Origin of the sequence: Paracoccus homiensis (assembly GCF_900111675.1) — a bacterium.
Classification (GTDB): domain Bacteria; phylum Pseudomonadota; class Alphaproteobacteria; order Rhodobacterales; family Rhodobacteraceae; genus Paracoccus; species Paracoccus homiensis.
Window position 1 is genome coordinate 253,514 of record NZ_FOHO01000003.1, and the last position, 21,741, is coordinate 275,254.

Below are 21,741 nucleotides of genomic sequence, written 5' to 3' on the forward strand. Positions count from 1 at the left end.
GTTTGATCATGGCGTTTCATGAAATCCGGTTCCCGACAAACCTGTCCTTCGGGTCGGTGGGTGGCCCGGAACGCAAGACCGAGATCGTAACCCTTTCCAGCGGCTTTGAAGAGCGAAACACCCCATGGGCGCATGGGCGTCGTCGCTATGACGCGGGGATGGGGCTGCGGTCTTTGGATGATCTGGAGGATCTGGTCGCCTTTTTCGAGGCGCGTGCCGGGCAGTTGCATGGGTTCCGGTGGAAGGACTGGGCCGATTGCAAAAGCTGCGCGGCATCGAAGCAGCCGGCGTTTGCGGATCAGCGTATTGCCACCGGGGATGGGAATACCCGCAAGTTCCAGTTGATAAAGGCCTATACCTCTGGCCCCGCGCGTTATGAGCGCCCGCTGACCAAGATTGTCAACGGGACGGTTCGCGCGGGCGTCGGTGGCGATGAGCGGTTTTTCGGAAGCGATTACACGGTGGACAACAGGACCGGGGTAATAACGTTCACCGATCCGCCCGAACCGGGCGCCGATGTGACCGCAGGATTTGAGTTCGATGTTCCGGTCCGCTTTGACACGGATCGAATTGCCGTTTCGGTCGCGTCCTTTCAAGCAGGCGAGATGCCTGAGATTCCGGTCATTGAGGTGCGTGTATGACGACGACCACAACAGCGCGCGCCTGGGCGATTACCAGGGGCGATGGGCTGACGCTGGGCTTTACCGACCATGACGGAGAGTTGCAGTTTCAGGGGATCAGCTTTCGTCCCGATAGCGGAATGACCGCCAGCGCACTTGTGCAGGGGACGGGGCTGTCCGTCGATAACTCGGAAGCGGAAGGTGCGTTGACGGATGACGCCATCACCGAGCGCGACTTGCTGGCGGGTCGTTGGGACGGCGCCATGCTGGAGATGTGGGAAGTGGACTGGCGGAATGTCGCGAAACGCACGCTGAGATTCCGTGGCACACTGGGCGAGGTGTCGCGCGGCTCTGGTGCGTTCCGGGCCGAATTGCGCGGTCTGTCAGAGCCACTGAACGCCAGCATGGGCCGGGTCTATCATCCGCTATGCGCGGCGCGTCTTGGCGACGATAAATGCGGTGTTGGTCTGGGCGGCCCTGAATGGACCCATGAAACCCAGATCGAGGCGTTGGAACATGGGCGGATCTTTCGGTTCGCCAGCTTTCCTGCCTATGACACGACATGGTTCGAACGAGGGACGCTGCATGTTCTGAGCGGTGATGCCAAGGGACTGAGCGCCACGATCAAGAACGACATCGCCAGCCCCAATGGCGGCAGAGAGATCGAGCTTTGGCAAGAGCTTGGAATGACGCCTGCCATCGGTGATCGCCTTCGTCTGGTTGCGGGCTGTGACAAGCGCAGTCTTACCTGCAAGGCCAAGTTCCGAAACTATCAGAACTTCCGTGGCTTTCCGCATCTGCCAAGCGAAGACTGGTTGCTTGCCCCGCATGTCGGATCGGGCAATGACTGACAGGGTTGTCGCGATTGCGCGCATGTGGATCGGGACACCATATATGCACCAGGCCAGCGTGCAGGGGGTTGGCGCAGACTGTTTGGGCCTGATCCGGGGGATATGGCGTCAACTCTACGGCGCTGAACCCGAAACCGCGCCGGCCTATACCGCCGATTGGGGCGAGTGTTCGTCACATGAGCTGCTGTTGCAGGGCGCGTGTCGCAATCTGGTTCGATGCAAGCCCGACTGCGCTTTCGCGCCGGGCGATGTCTTGCTGTTCCGGATGCGGCCGATGGCCGTTGCCAAGCATCTTGGCGTGCTGTCCGAGATTGGTGCCACCAGAAGATTTGTTCATGCCTATTCGGGGCATGGCGTGGTTGAAAGCCCGCTAAGTGCGCCCTGGCAGGGACGCATCGCCGGGCGTTTCAGATTTCCATAAAAGTCTGACGGAAGGAGGCCAGGATGGCCACGATTGTGCTGTCTGCGGCAGGTGCTTCGATCGGGGGAAGTTTCGGCGGTGCCTTCTTGGGGCTGTCGGGCGCTGTCATCGGTCGTGCGGTCGGTGCGACGATCGGCCGTGCCATCGACCAGCGGTTGCTGGGATCGGGCGCAAGGGCGGTGGAAACAGGGCGGATAGACCGCCTGCGACTGCAGACGGCAGGGGAAGGCATGTCGATCCCGCGCATCTGGGGGCAGATGCGGGTGCCGGGGCATGTCATCTGGGCGTCCCCCCTTGAAGAGGTGAGCAGCACCGAAACGGTCGGTGGTGGCAAGGGTGCGCCAAAGCAAAGCGTCACCAATATCAGCTATCGTCTGTCTGTGGCGCTGGGCCTGTGCGAAGGTGAAATTCTGGGCGTTGGCCGCGTCTGGGCAGATGGTGAGGAGGTGGCGGCCGAGGATCTGAACCTGCGTGTCTACAAGGGCGATGAGGATCAGGGTCCCGATCCGGCGATTGCGGCCCATGAGGGCGATGACGCGCCCGCCTATCGCGGTCTGGCCTATGTCGTGCTGGAGGATCTGCTTCTGGAACGTTGGGGCAACCGCATGCCGCAACTGACATTCGAGGTCACCTGCGCGGCGCAGGACGGGACCGGACTTTGCCGCGACGTGCACGCTGTGGCGATGATTCCGGGCACGGGGGAATATTCGCTGGCGACCACGCCGGTCACGCAGGATCTGGGCCTGGGAGAGGTGCGCGCGGTCAACCAGAATACGCCGATGGGCGGAACGGATTTCAGCGCCTCGATGGATGTGATGGGGCGCGAATTGCCGAATGTTTCCTCGGTATCGCTGGTGGTTTCGTGGTTCGGCGACGATCTGCGGGTCGATCGCTGCACGCTGCGACCCAAGGTCGAGGACAAGTCGCTGGACGGCAGCGAGATGGCGTGGCGCGCCGGCGGGATCGGTCGTGGCGACGCGCAAGAGGTTTCGCGCCTTGATAACCGCCCCATCTATGGCGGGACGCCAGCGGATGCCTCGGTGATCGAGGCATTGCGTGCGATTGCGCAGACTGGTCGCAAGGCGGTCTTCTATCCCTTCATTCTGATGGAGCAGCTTGCGGGCAACGGCCTGACGAACCCCTATGGCGGTGGCGAACAGCCGGTCATGCCCTGGCGTGGGCGTATTACGACATCGGTCGCACCGGGGCGTGCGAATACGACCGATGGCACCGCCGCCGCGGAAAGCGAAGTGGCCGCTTTTTTCGGAACCGCGCACGCTTCGGATTTCAGCGTCAGCGATGGTGTCATTTCCTATCATGGCCCGGATGAATGGTCGTATCGCCGGTTTATCCTGCACTACGCCATGCTGTGCGCCGCTGCAGGCGGGGTGGATTCCTTTCTGATCGGTTCTGAAATGGTCGCGATGACCCAGATCCGCGGGCGCGAGAACAGCTATCCCGCAGTTGCTGGCCTGCGTCAGCTGGCGGCAGATTGCCGGGCAATTCTGGGGCCTTCGGTCAAGATCGGCTATGCGGCAGATTGGTCGGAATATTTCGGACACCACCCCGGCGACGGCGAGCTGTTCTTTCATCTGGATCCGCTATGGGCGGATGAGAACATCGATTTCATCGGCATCGACAATTACATGCCGTTGTCGGATTGGCGTGAAGGCGAAGATCATCTGGATGTCGGATGGGGCCGGATCGACAATATCGACTATCTCAAATCCAACGTGCAAGGCGGCGAGGGATACGACTGGTACTATGCCTCGGACGCGGACCGCGATGCACAGATCCGCACGCCGATCACCGACGGCCAATATGACGAGGCCTGGGTCTGGCGCTACAAAGACCTGACCAGTTGGTGGCAGAACCTGCATTTCAACCGGCCCGGAGGTGTCAGATCCCGCGAAGCGACGGCATGGGTGCCGGGGTCAAAGCCGATCTGGTTCACTGAACTTGGTTGCGCCGCGCTGGACAAGGCAACCAACCAGCCGAACAAGTTTCTGGATGCCTACAGCTCGGAAAGTGTGCTTCCGCATTTCTCGAACGCGCAGCGCGACGATGCCATCCAGGCCGCTTATGTCGAGGCGGTCATGGGCTATTGGTCGAAAGGTGCGAACAACCCCACCAATCAGGACGGGATGCGGATGCTGGATGTGGGGCGGTCCCATGTCTGGTGCTGGGATGCCCGCCCGTTCCCGGCGTTCCCTGCGCGCGAAGATCTGTGGAGCGATGGTCCCGCATGGGAGCGCGGCCATTGGTTGAACGGCCGCGCCGGCGCGGTTAAGTTGTCGGCTGTCGTCGGTGACATCTGCCGCATGTCGGGCGTCACGCATTTCGATGCGTCACAATTGTCCGGGGTCGTCCGGGGCTTTCAGATCGGAGGTGGCGAAAGTGGTCGGGCGGCGATGCAGCCCCTGATGCTGGCGCATGGGTTCGATGCGGTCGAGCGGGCCGGCAAGCTGTGTTTCATCACGCGCAATGGCCTTCCGGTGGCCGAAATCGGTCCGGACGACCTGGCATTGACCGACGAGGTTGCAGGGATGGAAACCGTCCGGTCCTCGGACGCCGCCATGACGGGGCGCGTGCGTCTGAACTTTGCAGAGGCAGGTGGCGATTACGCGATAGCGACAGCCGAAAGCATTCTGCCCGGAGACGATCAGGAGGCGGTGTCAGAGAGCGAGTTTCCGATGCTGCTGACCCGTTCCGAGGGGCGAGCGATCGTCGAGCGCTGGCTGACCGAGGCGCGGGTGGCTCGCGATACTGCACGATTTGCATTGCCGCCTTCCAAGGCGGATATCAGCGTCGGGGACGTGATCAGGGTCAATCGGCCCGATGCCCCGTCGCGGTGCTGGCGTGTCGATCGGGTCGAACGTGGCGGCGCGGTGACAGTCGATGCCGTGCGCGTCGAGGATGGCGTCTATACGCCCGCGCTGGCGGTCGATGAACGCAACCCGATCCGCAAATACGCGCCGCCGATGCCTGTCTGGCCCCTCTTCATGGACTTGCCATTGCTGCGCGGGGATGAGGCACCGCATCAGCCCTATCTTGCGGCGACGGCGCATCCCTGGCCAGGGACGGTCGCCGCCTATATGTCGATCGAGGAAGAAGGTGGGTTTGATCTGAACCTGACCCTGGATCGCAAGGCGGTAATGGGCCGCACGCTCGACGCACTGCCTGTCGCGCGCGCCGGCGTTCTGGATCGCGGACCCGCGTTACGGGTTCAGTTCAAGAATGCGCGGCTGCAATCGGTGACGCAAAAGGCTTTGCTGTCGGGCGCGAACTGCCTTGCGATCGGTGATGGATCGCTTGAGAACTGGGAGATCGTGCAGTTCGGCAAGGCCGAGCCTGTATCCAAGGATGTCTGGGCGCTTGGCGACCGATTGCGGGGCCAGGCCGGCACGGACGCGGTGTCTGCCGGCTGGCCCGCAGGCAGTGTCGTGGTGTTGCTGAACGGTGCGCCCAAGCAGGTCAAACTGTCCCCCAGCGCCCGCGGGCAAGAGCGGTTCTGGCGCGTCGGCCCGGCGTCTCGTACCGTCGATGATCGCAGTTTCAGGGCGCGCGTCACGAACGCTCGCGGGATTGGCCTGCGTCCCTATGCGCCATGTCATCTGCGGATTGACGGCACCCAGATCAGCTGGATCCGCAGGACTCGGCTGGATGGCGATTCCTGGGATGGCGCTGATGTGCCGCTGGGAGAAACCCGCGAGCGGTATTTGCTGCGACTGACCCGCGGCGGCAAGACGCTGCATGAAGTTCAACTTTCCGCGTCGGACTATACGGCTCCGGCAGATGTCTGGGCTTCGGCACGGGCGGGCGGAAGTTTCCAAGTCGAGGTCGCACAACTGTCCGATCAGTTTGGCGCGGGCCCCTTTGTCAGGAGGACGATCAATGTCTAACACGCAGCGTTTCGGAATGCCGCTGGTACAGTCGGCACAGGCGCAAAAGCATGTCACCGTGAACGAGTCGCTGATGCGGCTGGACGGGCTGGTCAACCTGGTCCTGCAAAGCGTCACCACCGCCCAGCCGCCCGCCGCCGTGATCGACGGTCAGTGTTGGGGGGTCCCCGGCAGTGCAAGCGGCACGTGGTCAGGCGAGGCAGGCCGGATCGCGATTGGTTCGAACGGCGGTTGGGTGTTCGTCACGCCAACTGCGGGCATGTCGGCTTTTGTCGCGGATCAGGGTACGCAGGCATTTCACAGCGGCACGCAATGGATTGTGGGTGCCGCCAGCATGGGCCGACAAGGATCGGGCATGATCATCGGCATGGCCGAAAAAGAGGTGCAGCTGAGCAGTGGCGCCAGCTTTGACACCGGCGTCACCATTCCGGCAAACGCAATGGTGATCGGTGCAGTCGCCAAGGTCTCGGTCGCGCTGACGGGCACGGTGACGACCTGGAAGCTGGGAACTGCGGGCGCCGAGAACCGTTTTGGCCAGGGGATCGGCAAAGCCAAGAATTCCTGGGCGCGCGGAATGCTTGGGTCGCCGATGACCTATTATCAGAACGCCAATCTGATGATGACTGCGGAAAGCGGGCAGTTCACGGGCGGAAAGGTGAAACTGGCCGTGCATTGGTGGGAACTGCGTTTGCCCGACTGATCTTGTTCCGCCTGCGCTTTCACATATCTCTGATTTGCGATAGTGATAAAGATCCCAACAAGGCGCAGGCGGGCTTCGATGAACATGCAGCATGGAATGAACAGGACCATGGAACTGGACCGCGACGCGGTTTGGGCGCAGGTTCGTGATGAGGCGCGCAAGGCGATCCAGGACGAGCCGCTGCTTGGCTCGGTGATCCATGCGGGGCTGCTGCATCACGAAAGCCTTGAGGCGGCCTTGGCCTATCGCTTTTCGCAGAAGCTGGCATCGGGCGAGATGAACGAGCAGATCCTGCGCGAGATCGTGGACGATGCCTATACCAGCAGCCCCGAACTTGCGGACGCCTCGCGCGCCGATCTTCTTGCGGTTTATGACCGTGATCCGGCGACACATCGTCTGATCCAGCCGATCCTGTTCTTCAAGGGGTTTCAAGCGCTGCAAGCCTATCGCATCGCGCATTGGCTGTGGCAGCGGGGGCGCGCCGACATGGCCTATTTCGTGCAGATGCGATGCTCGGAATGCTTTGGGGTCGATATCCATCCGGCGGCCAGGATTGGCGTCGGCGTCATGATCGACCATGCCCATTCCATCGTGATCGGTGAGACCGCGACCGTCGGCAATGATGTGTCGATGCTGCATTCGGTGACCTTGGGTGGCACCGGCAAGGAAGACGGCGACCGGCACCCGAAGATTGGCGATGGGGTCCTGATCGGGGCAGGGGCCAAGGTTCTGGGCAATATCCGCGTCGGGCATCATTCACGGATCGCGGCTGGTTCTGTCGTGCTGCACGAAGTGCCGGCCTGCAAGACCGTTGCCGGGGTTCCGGCAAGGGTCATCGGCGATGCAGGCTGTTCGGAACCCTCGCACAGCATGAACCAGCTGCTTGGCAACGACGGACTGTATTAAAGCCAGTCCTTGACTCCGCTGCCCGTTACTTCGGGCAGTTGGCGCCCTTCGACGGCCAAACGGTCGTCCAGCCCTTGTGCGATCCGCGTCGCCAGGCTGAAACCCTGATAGATCAGCGCCGAATATAGCTGTATTGCCGAGGCACCGGCACGCAGCTTTTCCCATGCCTGATCGACAGATCCGACGCCGCCCACGCCGATCAACGGGATTTTCCCGTTTGTGGCCTGGTAAAGTTTCGCAAGAACATGGGTCGATTTGTTGAAAAGCGGCTGCCCGGACAGGCCACCGGCCTCCTTCGCATTGGCCCCTTGCAGACCGTCGCGCGACAGGGTGGTGTTGGTCGCGATGATGCCGTCGATCCCGGCATTCAAGGCGACCGATGCGATTTGATCCAGCTCGGTATTGTCCAGGTCGGGCGCGATCTTGACAAAGACGGGAATAGCCGTGGGCAGCGATGCGCGGGCGTTCATGACCTGATCCAGAAGCGCCGCCAAGGCTGTCGGCCCTTGCAGGTCGCGCAGCTTTTCGGTGTTGGGTGAAGACACGTTAACTGTCACGAAATCAGCATGGGCACCGGCCATTTCGACCACCGCCGCGAAATCGGCGGCGCGATCGACGCTGTCCTTGTTCGCGCCCAGGTTCAGTCCGACCGGGATGCCCTTCGGGCGCGCGGCCAGGCGTTCCGCGATGGCGGTCGCGCCCTCGTTGTTGAAGCCAAAGCGGTTGATGACCGCCTGGTCCTTGGTCAGCCGGAACAGCCGTGGCTTGGGGTTTCCGGGTTGTGGCCGGGGTGTTGCGGCGCCCAGTTCCAGAAAGCCGAAACCGGCGCGCATCAGCGCGGTGACGGCCTTGGCGTTCTTGTCATATCCGGCAGCTAGCCCGACAGGGTTCGGCAGGTTCAGCCCCGCCACCGTCGTTGCCAGCCGCTCGGATGTCACGGGCCCGCCGGGCAGGGGGACAAGTCCCGCGCCCAAGGCCCTGATCGACAGGTCATGGGCGCGTTCCGGGTCCAGACGATGCAGGCCCGACAGACCCAGCCGTTCGATCATGTTCATTCCAGCGGTCCTGTCTGATGCCCGTCTTCGGTCAGCTCGACCACGCGGGACCATTGTATGTCGGCAAGCGTGAACCTGCGATAAAGATGCGGGAACAGATCGCCGCCGCGTGCGGGTTCCCAGATCAGCTTGTCTCCCAGAGTGTCCGGATCACAGGCCAGCATGTGCAGCGGCGTTTCGCCTGCGTAATGCTTGGCCAGCGTGCCGGGCAGCTGCGTCGCGGTCGAGAAATGGATGTAGCCGTCCGCGACATCTGCGGGCGAGCCGTCCGTTTCACCTTGGGCCTTCAGCGTGGCCCACTCATCTTCCCGAAGAATCTTGTATATCAGCATGGGGGCATTTGCCGCCGAAGGCTGCATCTGGTCAAGTATCGCGCCATACCGTCGCGTAGTATTTGACCGAGGCTGACCAGTTGATCAAACATGTCTGCATGATTGATCCCGGTCGAAAGGAATTTACATGTCCCGACGTTTTCTGATGGGGGCCTCGGTGCTTGGTCTATGTGCCAGCGGGGCTTATGCCGACACGGTGCTGCATGTCTTGCACACCAATGACCTGCACAGCAGGATCGAGGCCGTCAACAAGTATGACAGCACCTGCGATGCCGAGACCCTAGAGGCTGGCGAATGCTTTGGCGGGGTCGCGCGCGTCGCGGCAAAGATTGCCGAGTTGCGCGACCAGATCACGGCTGACGGTGGTGATGTCGTCGTGCTTGACGCTGGGGATCAGTATCAGGGCAGCCTGTTCTATACGACCTACAAGGGCAAGGACGTCGTCGAGTTCATGAACGCGATCGGCTATGACGCCATGGCTGTCGGCAACCATGAATTCGATGATGGCCCCGAAGGGCTGACGGTTCTGACCGATGGCGTTTCTTTTCCGGTCGTGTCGGGAAATCTGGACCTGTCCCAGTCCAATCTGTTGAAGGACAAGGTTCAGGATGTGGTCGTATTGGAGGTCGGGGACCAGAAGATCGGGATCGTCTCGGCGCTGGCCACGGATACGCCGGAAACCTCGTCCCCGGGTCCGAACGTCATTTTCCAGGACGATATCGACAGCCTGACCGCCGATGTGCAGGAACTGAGCGATCAGGGCATCGACAAGATCATCGCCCTGACCCATGTGGGCTATCGCCGCGATCAGCAGATCGCCGCCGAGGTTCCGGGGCTGGATGCGGTGATCGGCGGTCATTCGCATAGCTTGCTGGGCGACATGGATGGGGCCGAGGGGCCGTATCCGACGATGGTCGCGGGTCCCGATGGCGCCGAGGTGCCCGTCGTCACCGCCTATGCCTATTCCAAATATCTGGGCCATCTGGTGCTGACCTTCGATGACGCGGGCAATCTGACCAAGGCCGAGGGGCAGCCGATCCTGCTGGACAACAGCGTTCCCGAGGACGAAGCGATCGCCGCACGGGTCGCAGAGATGGCCGCCCCCATCGAAGAACTGCGCCAGAAGGTCGTTGCCTCAGCGGGCGCCGCGATCGATGGTGACAGAACCAGCTGTCGTCAGCGCGAATGCGAAATGGGCGTGTTGGTGACTGACGCGATGCTGGATCGGGTCAAGGATCAGGGCGTAAGCATCGCCATCACCAATGGCGGCGGGCTGCGGGCCTCGATCGACGCGGGCGAGGTCACCATGGGTGAGATCTACACCGTCCTGCCATTCCAGAATACATTGGCGACCTTTCAGCTGTCGGGGGCCGATATCGTCACCGCGCTGGAAAACGGCGCCAGCCAGTATGAGGATGCGGCAGGGCGCTTTGCCCAGGTTGCGGGCCTGACCTACACTGTCGATCCGGCGGCCGAAGTCGGCGCGCGCATCAGCGATGTGATGGTCCGGGATGGCGATGACTGGGCGCCCATCGACATGTCAGCGACCTATGGCGTCGTGTCGAACAATTACATGCGCGGCGGTGGCGACGGCTATGACATCTTCGAAACGAACGCCTTGAATGCCTATGATTTCGGTCCGGATCTGGCCGAGGTTCTGGCCGGGTACATGGCGGCGCAGGACGGTCCCTATCAGCCGGAACTGCAAAACCGGATCACCGTGAAATGATCGCGGTCGGGGGTGCGCAAGGCGCCCCCGTCAGCACTGTCCGATCAGGCGCTTGCCATTCTTGTGATGCCGTCTGGCAAGCTGTCGGCCTTCGCGCCCGGACAGCAACCGCCGCGCCGCGACCGGCTGAAATCCGGGATCGGCAAGCTGTGGAAACAGTTCGGTCACTTCGCGCCGCGCCTGTGCCCCCATCGTGCTGATCGCATAGGGGCCGACATACAGGCTTTCGGTCCATGCACCGTTCGAGCGCAGGATCTCGTGGTCGTCAAACAGCATGTGGTAATAGGTCACGCCCGTCTGCCCGTCGACGACCCCGACGCCCGGCATGTCCAGCAGGTGCTTGGCCGCGACAAGGATTTCATCTTCGCCGAACATGCGCTGCGCGATCACGGATTTTACCAGAATGCGATGCTGGGGCGAGACGGTCAGATCGGACGCAGGCATCCCCGGCCCCAATGCCCCGGCGCGAATGCGGATCGGGCGCAGATGCGGAGCCGCCGCCAGCCGTCGCGGTGACAGCACGGTCCGCCCGATCCAGCGCAGCCAGCGCATGCCGTTATCGCGGGTGCGGATCAGATCGCCCGGACGCAGGTTCTGGATCGCGCGGGCCCCCAGCAGGGTGTCGATGATCGTATCTTCCGCAAAGCACTGTACATCCTGCGGCGTCATCATCTGCCCGTCGTCATCCGCCCGCAGTTGGGCCTGGCTCAGAAAGCGGAAGGATAGGGTCGGGTCGAATTCCTGATGGGGGATCGGGTCATTGGCGGCATTCGTCGCGCTGTAGGGAAAAACCATGACGGTATAGCGCCCGCCAAGTTCAGTCCCCAATTCGCCGGGTTGATAGCTGCGCGGATAGACGACGGCATAGTCGAACCGGTTTCCATCCGCATCCACATGTCGGATGATCGAGCCGATGAAATTCGACAGCCGGGTGCCCGCCGTGAAGGTGACCTCGCCCGGGGTGCCCGCCGACAGCACGGTGTCGGAAACAAGGCTTTGATCGGTTTCGCTGGTGCCGCTGTAAAATCCGCTGTTCAGTTCGGGATCATCGTCGCTGACGGTCACCGTGCCAAGCTGCGCGCCCGTCAGGTTCAGCGTGCCGGAGGTGCGCACCCATGGCATATAGCGTTCGGTGCCGGATGTGCCCGCCGGGATCGGCTGGGACAAGGTCAGCATCGTGATCAGGTAGTTCATCCCGTGTCCCGCCCCGCAACCCCGTCGGCGACCGCGCGTGATCGGTCGCTCCGATCTCTTGAACGGATCGGTGCGGAAAGATTTAACGAATGCGAGTTAATGAATGGTTAATCCGCGTCGGGATCCGGGATCCGTTCGGATTTGGCGGCCGAGGGGGCACCCGTCCCGCGTTCGCGATAGGGGGTGCTGCCATATTGCGCACGGTAGCATTTCGAAAAATGCGACGGGCTGGAAAAGCCTGCCGCCAGCGCGATCTCGATGATTGACAGCTCCGTCTGCATCAACAGGTTGCGCGCGCGTGCCAGCCGCGTTTCCATGTAGTAACGCTTTGGGCTGCGGTTCAGATAGCGGCGGAACAACCGCTCCAGCTGCCGTGTGGACATGCCGGCATCGGCGGCCAGCTGTGCCGGGCTGATCGGCTCTTCCAGGTTGGCTTCCATCCGCGTGATGACAGCCGCAAGGCGCGGGTGACGCACGCCGATGCGGGTGGGAATCGACAGGCGCTGACGGTCCTGATCGGTGCGGATCACGGTATGCAGCATCTGGTCCGCGACCTCGGCGGCAAGCGCATCGCCATGGGCCGACGCCACAAGATGCAGGACCAGATCGATCGAGGATGTCCCCCCGGCCGCCGTCAGCCGATTGCCATCCTGCACAAATACCGTGCGGAACAGGTCGATATCGGGAAATGCCTCGGCAAAGCCGTCGTGGTTTTCCCAGTGGATCGTGGCCTTGCGGTTATCCAGCAATCCGGCTTCGGCCAGCACCCAGGCACCGGTGCAGACCGCGCCCATCGCCGCGCCGCTGCGGGCCTGCCGCCGCAGCCAGTTCAGCACCGGGCGGCGCGCCTCGCGGGCGACATCGGTGCCGCCGCAGATGATGATCACATCGTCGCGCCCGGCCTGAAAATCCGCTTCCAGACCATGATCGACAAGGATGCGCGACCCGTTGGAACAGGTCGCGGCCTCGCCCGCCGTGCCGACCAGGCGCCAGGAGTACAACTGTTCCCCTGACGCGCGATTCGCCAGCCGCAAGGGCTCGATCGCTGCGGTGAAGGGCAGCATGGTGAACCGCTCCAGCAGCAGGAAAATGAATTGGCGCGGCTTGTCTGATGGCATCGTGCTGTCTGTTCGCGGCAAGGTTTCATCCACACAACAGGGAATTCCGGCCGCCGCAAGGAAAAAACATGCCCCTCTGCGACGATTGGCGGGTCGAAACCGGACCTTGCCCTTTCCCTGAACACGGCTTCGCATTATATGGTCCGGACATTCTTTCAAGGAGCCGTCCCATGACGCAGGATACCCGCACCCCCGCCGCCACCCAAACCTGGGACAAGGCCGGCTGGCGCGCCTATCCGCGCGTCCAGATGCCGGACTATACAGACAAGGCGGCGCTTGGCGCCGTCGAGGCGCAACTGTCCAAGTTCCCGCCGCTTGTCTTTGCGGGCGAGGCCCGCCGCCTGAAGGCGCAGCTGGCCGATGTGGCCAGCGGTCAGGCCTTCCTGTTGCAGGGTGGCGACTGTGCCGAAAGCTTTGCCGAATTCAGCGCCGACAATATCCGCGACACCTTCAAGGTGATCCTGCAGATGGCGGTCGTGCTGACTTGGGGCGCGCAGCTGCCCGTGGTCAAGGTCGGGCGCATGGCCGGCCAGTTCGCCAAACCGCGCAGCGCGGCGACCGAAACCGTCGGGGGCGTCGAACTGCCCAGCTATCGCGGCGACATCATCAATGGCTTCGACTTCACCGCCGATGCCCGTATCCCCGATCCGCAGCGGATGCTGGCGGCCTATACGCAGGCGGCGGCCTCGCTGAACCTGCTGCGCGCCTTCTCGACCGGCGGTTTCGCGGACATGCACCGCGTCCAGAACTGGATCGCGGATTTCGTGGGCGGTCCCGAGGCGGCGAAATATCGCGACATCGCGGATCGGATCCGCGACGCGATGGCCTTCATGCAGGCGGCCGGTGTGAATTCGGACACGGCGCATCAGCTGTCCAAGGTCGATTTCTACACCAGCCACGAAGCGCTTCTTCTGGAATACGAAGAGGCGCTGGCCCGGATCGACACGACCACCGGCAAGCCGGTCGCGGGCTCGGGGCACATGATCTGGATCGGCGACCGCACCCGTCAGCCGGATGGCGCGCATGTCGAATTCGCCCGTGGCGTCCAGAACCCGATCGGCCTGAAAACCGGCCCGTCGACCACGGCCGATGATCTGAAGGTCCTGATGGCCAAGCTGAATCCGGAAAACGAGGCAGGCCGCCTGACCCTGATTGCGCGTTTCGGTGCCGGTTCGGTCGGCGATCACCTGCCGCGTCTGATCAAGGCCGTCCAGGAAGAGGGCGCGAATGTCGTCTGGTCCTGCGACCCGATGCACGGGAACACGATCAAGTCGGCGTCTGGCTACAAGACCCGTCCCTTCGATTCGGTGCTGCGTGAAGTGCGCGAATTCTTCCAGATCCACAAGGCCGAGGGCACCATTCCCGGCGGCGTCCATTTCGAGATGACCGGCAAGGACGTGACCGAATGCACCGGCGGCGTCCGCGCCGTCACCGACGAGGATCTGTCGGACCGCTATCACACCGCCTGCGATCCGCGCCTGAATGCCAGCCAATCGCTGGAACTGGCCTTCCTGGTCGCCGAGGAACTGCGCGATCGGCGCGAAGCTGCCGCGCCTGCGCGCGATGTCAAGGCCGGCTGAACCCGCGGGCCTTTTCCCAACGAAACAGCCGCCCGGATCGGGCGGCTGTTGTCGTTTCAGCCTCCTGTCGGCCTATTTCCAGCGGCGATGAACCCAGAACCACTGGTCCATATGCCGCCGGACCAGCATTTCCAGATCGTCGTTCAGCGCCTGCATCATCTCTTTCGGTTCGCCATGTGGAACAGGGTCGCCAACATGGACCTGAAAGCTGATTCCATCGCTTCTGCGGATGCCGTGAATCGGCAGCAGCAGCGCATCATAGCGGATGGCAAGCTCGGCCGGGGTCAGGACGGTTTTCGAGGGCAGGTCGAAAAAGCGCAGCTCGGGTGAATGGCGATCATGCTGATCGAACCCCAGCGCCAGCCATCCGCCGCCCCGCAGAAAGCGCAGCATCGCCGCCAGGCCCGCACGCCCGCGCGGGAACAGAGGTTCCGCAATCGCGGTGATCGCGGGGATGTAGTGGCGGTTGAACGCTTCGTTGTTCATCGGGCGATACAGGCCACCAACCGGATAGCCCCGGCCCGCAAGCGCCGCACGCATCGCGTCGTAATTGCCGAAATGCGCACAGGCGACAATGACCGGACGGCCGGATTCGAAGGCCTGTTCCAACGCGGGCAGACCCGGCCCCTCAAGCGGATCGGCCGCATGGATGCGCGACGAAAATTCCTGCCCGGAATAGATCTCGGCTACGGAACGTCCGGCGTTGTTGGGCACCGCGCGGGTCAGTCGTCGCACCTCGTCGGCGGGCAGGTCGGGCCGGGCCAGCGCAAGGTTGTCGCGAATCCGCCGCCGCCACCCGGCCAGCGGCGCCAGTACAGTCCCGAAAAGCCAGCCCACCATCGGGATCCGCCGGTCATAGGGTAGCATCCGCGCCAGACCCATAACCATCAGGAACGCGCCATTGGCCAGCCTGTCGGTCAGCGAGGGTTTGTCATCATTGCTCATGCGGTATCCTGTGCGGTTCTCGTCTCGCGCCACCAGACGTAAAGTCCTGCGCCGACGATAATTGCCGCGCCAAGAATGGTCCAGCGATCGGGCAATTGCCCGAAGAACAGCCAGCCCCACAGACCTGCCCAGATCAGGCCGCTATAGCCGAAGGGCGCCAGCACCCCGGCCTCGGCGCAGGCAAAGGCGCGGATCAGGAACCACTGGCTGATGGTGCCGAAGAAGGCCAGCGACAGGAACGCCCACAGATGTTGCGCCTGAATGGGCTGCCAGACGAAGGGCACGACCAGGCTGGTCAGGATGCCGCCGATGATGGCCGACCAAAGCACTGATGTCGCGGCGGAATCGCTGCGCACCATGCGTGTCAGCAATGCGCCGCTGGCATAAGTGAAGGCCCCGACAAGCGGCAGCAATGCGCCGGGTTCGAACACGCCCGCGCCGGGCCGGATAATGATCATCGCGCCGATCATCGCCGCCAGAATGCCAAGGATGCGGCGGATGCCGATCCGCTCGCCCAGAAACAGGGCCGCACCCAGCGTGATCAGGACCGGGTTCAGATCCATGATGGCCGTTGCCTCGGCCAGCCCGATGAATTGCAGCGACGTGAAGAACAACAGCACCGAAGCCAGCTGCGTCAGCGCGCGAAAGAACTGCAGCCGCGGCTGTCGGCTGCGCGCCATGCGGGGCAGGCCGCCGCGCAGGATCAGGGCCACGATGGCGATATTGCCGATGAACCGCGCCCAGACGACCTGCAAGGGCGAATAGGTCTGTGTCAGCTGCTTGGCCGAAGCGTCCATCAGCGTGAAGCACAGCACCGCCGCGCAAAGCAGCAGGATGCCGGTCGTCTGTTCGCTGCGCACGCGGCCGGCATCCGACCCGCGGCGTTTCATCAGCGCAAAGGCGCGGGGCAGGGCACGCATCGGACCTCTTTCATGACAAACGGCCGGGCTGATGCCCGGCCGGATGCGGTATGCGACAGGGCCCGGAAAGCTGGGCCCCGAAGATGATCACAGCATGTTCCGCACGCGTTCGACCACGGCATCGGCGGTGATGCCGAATGCCTTGTAAAGCGCCGGTGCCGGGGCCGAGGCACCAAAGCCTTCCATGCCGACGAAGGCCGATTTTTCCTCGCGGCCGCGTTCGCCCAGCAGCAGCCAGTCCCAGGGCTGGCGCACGGCGGCCTCGATCGCGATGCGGACGGTTCCGGCGGGAAGAACCTCTTCGCGATAGGCGGCGGGCTGGTCGCGGAACAGTTCCATCGACGGGACCGAGACCACGCGCGTCGGCGTGCCATCGGCTTCCAGCGCATCGCGGGCGGCCATGGCGATCTCGACCTCGGAACCGGTCGCCATCAGCACGGCGGCGGGCTTGCCGCCCGAGGCGTCGCGCAGGACATAGGCGCCCTTGGCCGACAGGTTTTCGTCCTTGTGGGTGGTGCGCAGCGTCGGCAGGTTCTGACGCGACAGCGCCATGATCGACGGCTTGGTCGTCTGCGACAGCGCGATTTCCCAGGCTTCGGCGGTTTCCACCTGATCGCAGGGACGCAGGGTCAGCGTGTTCGGCGTCGCCCGGCTGATTGCCAGATGTTCGACCGGCTGGTGGGTGGGGCCGTCTTCGCCCAGACCGATGCTGTCATGGGTCATGACATAAACGACCGGCAGACCCATCAGCGCCGACAGGCGGATCGCGCCACGGGCATAATCGGTGAAGGTCAGGAATGTTCCGCCATAGGGGTTGAAGCCGCCATGCAGCCAGATCCCGTTCATCGCCGCAGCCATGCCATGTTCGCGGATCCCGTAATGGACATAGCGGCCCAGACGGTTCTCGGCGTTGAACACCTGCATCTGGCCGGTCTTGGTGTTGTTCGACCCGGTCAGGTCAGCCGAGCCGCCGAAATTCTCGGGCATCACGGCGTTCAGGGCTTCCAGCACGTTTTCGCTGGCCTTGCGGGTGGCGACTTTGGGCTTGCCCTCGGCGGTTTCAGCCTTCAGCGCCACGATCTGCGAGACCATCTGCGGGTTCGGCTTGTTCTCGATCCGGCGGGTGAACTCGTCGCGGCTGTCGGTCGACAGCGCGTCGCGGCGGCCGGCCCAGGCCTTATGGTCCTCGGCGCCGCGCGACCCGATCTGGCGCCAGCTTGCCGCGATGTCGTCGGGGATCGCAAAGGCCTCGCCGTCCCAGCCATAGGCGGCGCGGGTGGCGGCGATTTCATCGGCACCCAAGGGCGAGCCATGTGCCTTGGCGCTGTCCGATTTGTTGGGCGAACCGAAGCCGATGATGGTCTTGCACGACACCAGAACCGGGCGGTCATCCTCGGCCTTGGCTTCGGTCAGGGCGCGGTCGATATCGGCGGCGTCGTGGCCGTCGCATTCCAGCACGCGCCAGCCCGAGGCCTTGAAACGCGCCAACTGGTCGGTGCGGTCCGACATGCTGACACGGCCATCGATGGTGATGTCGTTATTGTCCCACAGCACGATCAGGCGGCCCAGCTTCTGGGCGCCCGCCAGGCCGATGGCCTCTTGGCTGATGCCTTCCATCAGGCAGCCGTCACCGGCGATGACCCAGGTGCGGTGGTCGCACAGCTCGGCCCCGAATTCGGCGCGCAGGGCCTCTTCGGCCATGGCCATGCCAACGGCGGTGGCGATACCCTGACCCAGCGGACCGGTCGTCGTTTCGACACCTTCCACATGGCCGTATTCCGGGTGGCCTGCGGTGATCGCGCCAAGCTGACGGAAATTCTTCACCTGTTCCAGCGTCATCTGCTCATAGCCGGTCAGGTGCAGCAGCGCGTAGATCAGCATCGAACCGTGACCCGCCGACAGAACGAACCGGTCGCGGTCGAACCAATGCGGCGCCGAGGCGTCGAATTTCAGGTGGTTGCGGAACAGGACGGTCGCCACATCGGCCATGCCCATCGGCATGCCGGGGTGGCCGGAATTGGCGGATTCGACCGCGTCCATCGCCAGAACGCGGATCGCGCTGGCCAGCTTCCAATGTTCGGGGTCGGCCTTGCGGCGGGCATCGATGTCCATGGCGGTCCTTCGAGGCTGGTTTGTGTCAATGACCTGTTAGGGGCGATGCAACGCGGTTGCAAGCATCCTTGGCCGCCTTTAGCGTTCGCGGAATGCAGCTTTGGATATGCGTGTGACACAGCAGGCCCCTATTGTCGGCTTCCGCCGGGACCGGATCGGTGCAAGGTTGATCGGCTTGCTGAATGTGTTGCGTCTGGGCCAGATCTACGAGGCCGAGGCGGTCTATCTGTGGCTGGCCGATCCCACGGGGCATTACCCCGAACTGGCCGACCCGCATGATTTCCTGTGCGGCGATTTCATCGACCGCCACATCCGCATTGTCGGCGGGATGCCGGATCTGACGGGGCGCAGCAATCTGTCCGCGCTGGCGATGACGGTGGATGCTGCGAGTTTCCGGCAACGGCTGGCGCGGGGCGAGCTGTTTCACAGCGATGCCGCGTTCGAGATGACCTGCCTGTTGGGTGAATCCCGCGATGAGGCGCACAGGCAGGCTGTTCGCATCGCCGCCGATCTGCCGCTTGCGCCCCGTCTGGCCGAACGGCTGGCCGAGGGGCGTCGACGGCTGGCGGAATGGGCGGGCGATCGGGGTGCGATCCGCGCCCTGCATCTGCGGCGGGGCGACCTGCTGGACGGCGACCCTTGGTCGCTAAGTTCGTGGCCCGCGAAATATGTTCCTGATGAGTTCTGCCGCGTCTGGATCGATCAACAGCCGGGTCCGGTCGTCGTCTTTACCGACACGCCCGCCGCGACGGCGCATCTGGCGCAGGGGGATCCGCGGGTCGTTCCGGTCGATCAGGTGCTGGATCTTGACGGGCTGAACGCGGCCGAGCGTGACATGCTGGAGGTTCTGGTGATGGCGGGTGCCACCCGCATCGGGGCACCGGGCGGCAGCGCATTTTCGCGCGCGGCGCTGACCATCGGGCATGCGCAGCTGGATTCGCTGCCACGGTCCCTGCCACCGCAGGAAAATCAGGACGCGCATCAGGCGTTGCTGGATCGCGTTATCTCGCGGCCCGACAGCTTTCTATGCAGCGGCGATCTGGCGCAATCGGCGCAACATGCGCTGCATCACGCCATCACGACCGGGCAGGGCGCGGCGCTGGCCGATGCCTTGGCCGCCATGTCGGATGCGGCTGCGCGCCATCCGTTCCTGTATCGGATCGCCGCCGTCTCGGCGCTGCATGCGGGGCGGCATGACACGGCGCGGGACGTGGCCGCTCGGGCCTTGGCGGCACCGAATCTGGTGCCACGCGACACCCGCGAATGTCAGCAGGTGCAGGACACGGTCGGTGTGATCGGTGATCCGCAGTCGCCTGCCTCGCTGGACGCGTTTCTTCTGGCGTGCTTCGGCGAGAAGGCCCATCATCGGCCCGTGCGCGACATGATGGCCGCGGCGCTGTTCGGCCAGCCCGGTTCCACCGCGTTGCGTCTGCTGATGCTGCCTGGCTGGCAGGCGCAGGACCTGGCCGAGCGTGCCGAGGCGGCCGTGCCGCCGCTGTGGTCCTATCTGGGCGACTGGGAAGAGCTGCTGGACGATGTGACCGCCCGCCAACCCCTGCGCGAGATGCCCGATCTGCACCGCAAGATGCTGCAATCCGGGCGCGACGGCCTGATCGCGGACGAGGCGTTCGCGTCCGGGGCTGCGCCGGACACGCCCCGTGATGCCTATGGCACCGCCCGCATCGGGCTTGCGGCATCGGCCCTGTCGCTGCATGGGCGCTATGCCCGTGCGCTGCGGTTGCTGCATTGGCTGGATGAGGTGCAGCCCGGCGATGCGATGATCAACAAGCGGCTTGCCGATACCTGTTTCCGTCTGGGCAATGCCGATCTGGGGTTCGAGTTTCTGGGCGCGGCGCTGGACGCGATGCCCGACAACGTGCTGCTGCATCTGTCGATGGCACGCCGCGCGGCGGTCGCAGGCCGCGCGGCGCAGGCACTGGACCGGTTGGAACAGGCGGCAGGCCTGTTGCAGGCGCCCCGGCTGTTGCAGCGGCAGGGGCGCCGTGTCCGGCAGGCACTGGCGGCCTAGGCTTCGGGATCGGGGCTGGCGGCCAGGGGACGGATGCGCAGCTTGGTGATCCGGTTTTCGCGCCGGGCGACGACCTCGAAGCGGTAGCCGTGGAAGGAAAACACCTGCTTGGGTTCGGGGATCGACTGGGCCATGTGGATCACCAGACCGGCGACCGTGTTGGCCTCGTCATCGGGCAGGTTCCAGTCCAGTTGCCGGTTCAGGTCGCGGATGGTCATGCCGCCATCGACATTGTAATCGCCCTGCGCGTTCGGGGTCAGGGTCTGATCGGCCTCGGTGTCATGTTCATCGGCGATTTCGCCCACGATCTCTTCCAGAATGTCTTCCAGCGTGATCAGGCCGCGCAGGCTGCCATATTCATCGACGACCAGCGCGAAATGCGTCCGCCGCTTCAGGAATTCGCGCATCTGTTCGTCCAGCGCGGTGGTGTCGGGAACGAAATAGGGCTTCATCGCCACGGCCATCACGTCGAAATTGCGCAGCGCCTCGGCGCCCCCGCCATCGCGCACGGCCTTGTTCACGGCGCGCAGCAGATCCTTGGCATGGATCACGCCCACGACATTCTCGCGTTCTTCCTTGTAGACCGGCAGGCGGGTATGCGGGCTGGACAGCACCACATCCAGGATCTGATCGGGCGGCAGATCGGCGTCCAGCATCTCGATGCCGCTGCGATGGCGCATGATTTCTTCAACGGTGCGGTTGCCCAGATCCAGCGCACCCAGCAGACGGTCGCGATCCTCTTTCTGGACCGTTCCCGTGGCATGGCCGATCGACAGCGCCCCGGCGATTTCCTCGTGGACCGAGAACATATGCGAATCCGGGTCGGTCTGAAGGCCGAAGACCCGCAGGATCAGTCGCACGATCACCTGCACCACCGCCACGATGGGCGACAGCAACAGCGTCAGCGCCCGGATCGGGCGCGCGACCCGGCTGGCCACCGTTTCCGGGGCCGAGATGGCGTAGGTCTTGGGCATCACCTCGGCGAAGATCAGCACCAGCAGCGTCATCACCAGTGTCGCCATCGCGACACCGCTGGATCCCAGGATGCGCGTGAACAGCGCCGTCGCCAGACTGGCCGACAGGATGTTCACGACGTTGTTGCCCAGAAGGATCGCGCCGATCAGACGCTCGCTGTCCTCGGTGACCTTCAATGCGGCCTCGGCCCCCGCATCCCCCTTGTCCGAGCGAGAGCGCAGCTTGGCCCGGCTTGAGGCCGTCAGCGCCGTCTCGGAGCCAGAGAAGAAGCCTGACATCATCAGAAGAACAATAATGGCCGCGCTGGTCATCCAGAAGGCGGCGTCGAACATACTCGAAGGATCGTCCATGG

General features: G+C 63.8%; 17 protein-coding genes. 9 read left to right on the top strand and 8 right to left on the bottom strand.

Annotated features, from left to right (window positions below; genetic code table 11):
- Window positions 1–8 precede the first annotated feature (8 nt).
- From BMX67_RS05910 to cysE, 6 genes are all read left to right on the top strand, one after another.
- Window positions 9–641, top strand: a complete 633-nt coding sequence (locus tag BMX67_RS05910; RefSeq protein ID WP_090733249.1) for a DUF2460 domain-containing protein — start codon at window positions 9–11, stop codon at window positions 639–641.
- Window positions 638–1,471 (top strand): DUF2163 domain-containing protein, encoded by an 834-nt coding sequence (locus BMX67_RS05915; RefSeq protein ID WP_090733250.1) that lies wholly within the window; start codon window positions 638–640, stop codon window positions 1,469–1,471. The genes BMX67_RS05910 and BMX67_RS05915 overlap by 4 nt, the downstream gene beginning before the upstream one ends.
- A complete protein-coding gene (locus BMX67_RS05920) occupies window positions 1,464–1,892 on the top strand; it encodes a C40 family peptidase (protein WP_090733252.1) in 429 nt (142 codons plus the stop codon). The genes BMX67_RS05915 and BMX67_RS05920 overlap by 8 nt, the downstream gene beginning before the upstream one ends.
- Window positions 1,893–1,915: 23 nt before the next feature.
- Window positions 1,916–5,794 carry a baseplate multidomain protein megatron gene (locus BMX67_RS05925; protein ID WP_090733254.1) on the top strand — a complete coding sequence of 1,293 codons (3,879 nt, stop codon included), beginning with the start codon at window positions 1,916–1,918 and terminating at the stop codon, window positions 5,792–5,794.
- Window positions 5,787–6,494: a DUF2793 domain-containing protein gene (locus BMX67_RS05930; RefSeq protein ID WP_090733255.1), complete on the top strand. Its 708-nt coding sequence runs from the start codon at window positions 5,787–5,789 to the stop codon at window positions 6,492–6,494. Before BMX67_RS05925 ends, BMX67_RS05930 begins: the two co-directional genes overlap by 8 nt.
- A gap of 78 nt (window positions 6,495–6,572) precedes the next feature.
- Window positions 6,573–7,400, top strand: a complete 828-nt coding sequence (cysE, locus tag BMX67_RS05935) for a serine O-acetyltransferase (protein ID WP_090733256.1) — start codon at window positions 6,573–6,575, stop codon at window positions 7,398–7,400.
- Here cysE and BMX67_RS05940 read toward each other — a convergent pair.
- Window positions 7,397–8,455 carry a quinone-dependent dihydroorotate dehydrogenase gene (locus BMX67_RS05940; protein WP_090733258.1) on the bottom strand — a complete coding sequence of 353 codons (1,059 nt, stop codon included), beginning with the start codon at window positions 8,453–8,455 and terminating at the stop codon, window positions 7,397–7,399. The two genes, cysE and BMX67_RS05940, sit on opposite strands and share 4 nt — an antisense overlap.
- Window positions 8,452–8,787 carry a DUF952 domain-containing protein gene (locus tag BMX67_RS05945; RefSeq protein ID WP_090733259.1) on the bottom strand — a complete coding sequence of 112 codons (336 nt, stop codon included), beginning with the start codon at window positions 8,785–8,787 and terminating at the stop codon, window positions 8,452–8,454. Before BMX67_RS05945 ends, BMX67_RS05940 begins: the two co-directional genes overlap by 4 nt.
- A 127-nt stretch (window positions 8,788–8,914) precedes the next feature.
- Here BMX67_RS05945 and BMX67_RS05950 point away from each other — a divergent pair, with 127 nt between their 5' ends.
- On the top strand, window positions 8,915–10,516 hold the full coding sequence (locus BMX67_RS05950) for a bifunctional metallophosphatase/5'-nucleotidase (RefSeq protein WP_090733261.1): 1,602 nt from the start codon (window positions 8,915–8,917) through the stop codon (window positions 10,514–10,516).
- A 30-nt stretch (window positions 10,517–10,546) separates the two neighbouring features.
- On the opposite strand, the gene BMX67_RS05955 is transcribed toward BMX67_RS05950, so the two are convergent.
- Complete coding sequence (locus tag BMX67_RS05955; protein ID WP_090733262.1) at window positions 10,547–11,710, bottom strand: Hint domain-containing protein; 1,164 nt, start codon at window positions 11,708–11,710, stop codon at window positions 10,547–10,549.
- Between the two features lie 107 nt (window positions 11,711–11,817).
- On the bottom strand, window positions 11,818–12,828 hold the full coding sequence (locus BMX67_RS05960; protein WP_090733263.1) for a GlxA family transcriptional regulator: 1,011 nt from the start codon (window positions 12,826–12,828) through the stop codon (window positions 11,818–11,820).
- A 170-nt stretch (window positions 12,829–12,998) separates the two neighbouring features.
- Here BMX67_RS05960 and BMX67_RS05965 point away from each other — a divergent pair, with 170 nt between their 5' ends.
- On the top strand, window positions 12,999–14,408 hold the full coding sequence (locus BMX67_RS05965; protein WP_090733265.1) for a class II 3-deoxy-7-phosphoheptulonate synthase: 1,410 nt from the start codon (window positions 12,999–13,001) through the stop codon (window positions 14,406–14,408).
- A 72-nt stretch (window positions 14,409–14,480) separates the two neighbouring features.
- Here the strand turns inward: BMX67_RS05965 and BMX67_RS05970 are convergent, their stop codons facing one another.
- The 3 genes from BMX67_RS05970 to tkt form a co-directional block, all read right to left on the bottom strand.
- Complete coding sequence (locus BMX67_RS05970; protein WP_090733267.1) at window positions 14,481–15,353, bottom strand: lysophospholipid acyltransferase family protein; 873 nt, start codon at window positions 15,351–15,353, stop codon at window positions 14,481–14,483.
- Window positions 15,350–16,273: a DMT family transporter gene (locus BMX67_RS05975; protein ID WP_090733268.1), complete on the bottom strand. Its 924-nt coding sequence runs from the start codon at window positions 16,271–16,273 to the stop codon at window positions 15,350–15,352. Before BMX67_RS05975 ends, BMX67_RS05970 begins: the two co-directional genes overlap by 4 nt.
- 87 nt (window positions 16,274–16,360) lie before the next feature.
- Window positions 16,361–18,385 (bottom strand): transketolase, encoded by a 2,025-nt coding sequence (gene tkt / locus BMX67_RS05980; RefSeq protein WP_090733270.1) that lies wholly within the window; start codon window positions 18,383–18,385, stop codon window positions 16,361–16,363.
- Between the two features lie 106 nt (window positions 18,386–18,491).
- On the opposite strand from tkt, the gene BMX67_RS05985 reads away from it, so the two are divergent.
- A complete protein-coding gene (locus BMX67_RS05985; protein ID WP_090733271.1) occupies window positions 18,492–20,414 on the top strand; it encodes a hypothetical protein in 1,923 nt (640 codons plus the stop codon).
- On the opposite strand, the gene BMX67_RS05990 is transcribed toward BMX67_RS05985, so the two are convergent.
- Window positions 20,411–21,739, bottom strand: coding sequence for an HlyC/CorC family transporter (locus BMX67_RS05990; protein WP_090733273.1), 1,329 nt, complete (start codon window positions 21,737–21,739; stop codon window positions 20,411–20,413). The genes BMX67_RS05985 and BMX67_RS05990 overlap by 4 nt on opposite strands.
- Window positions 21,740–21,741: the final 2 nt, after the last annotated feature.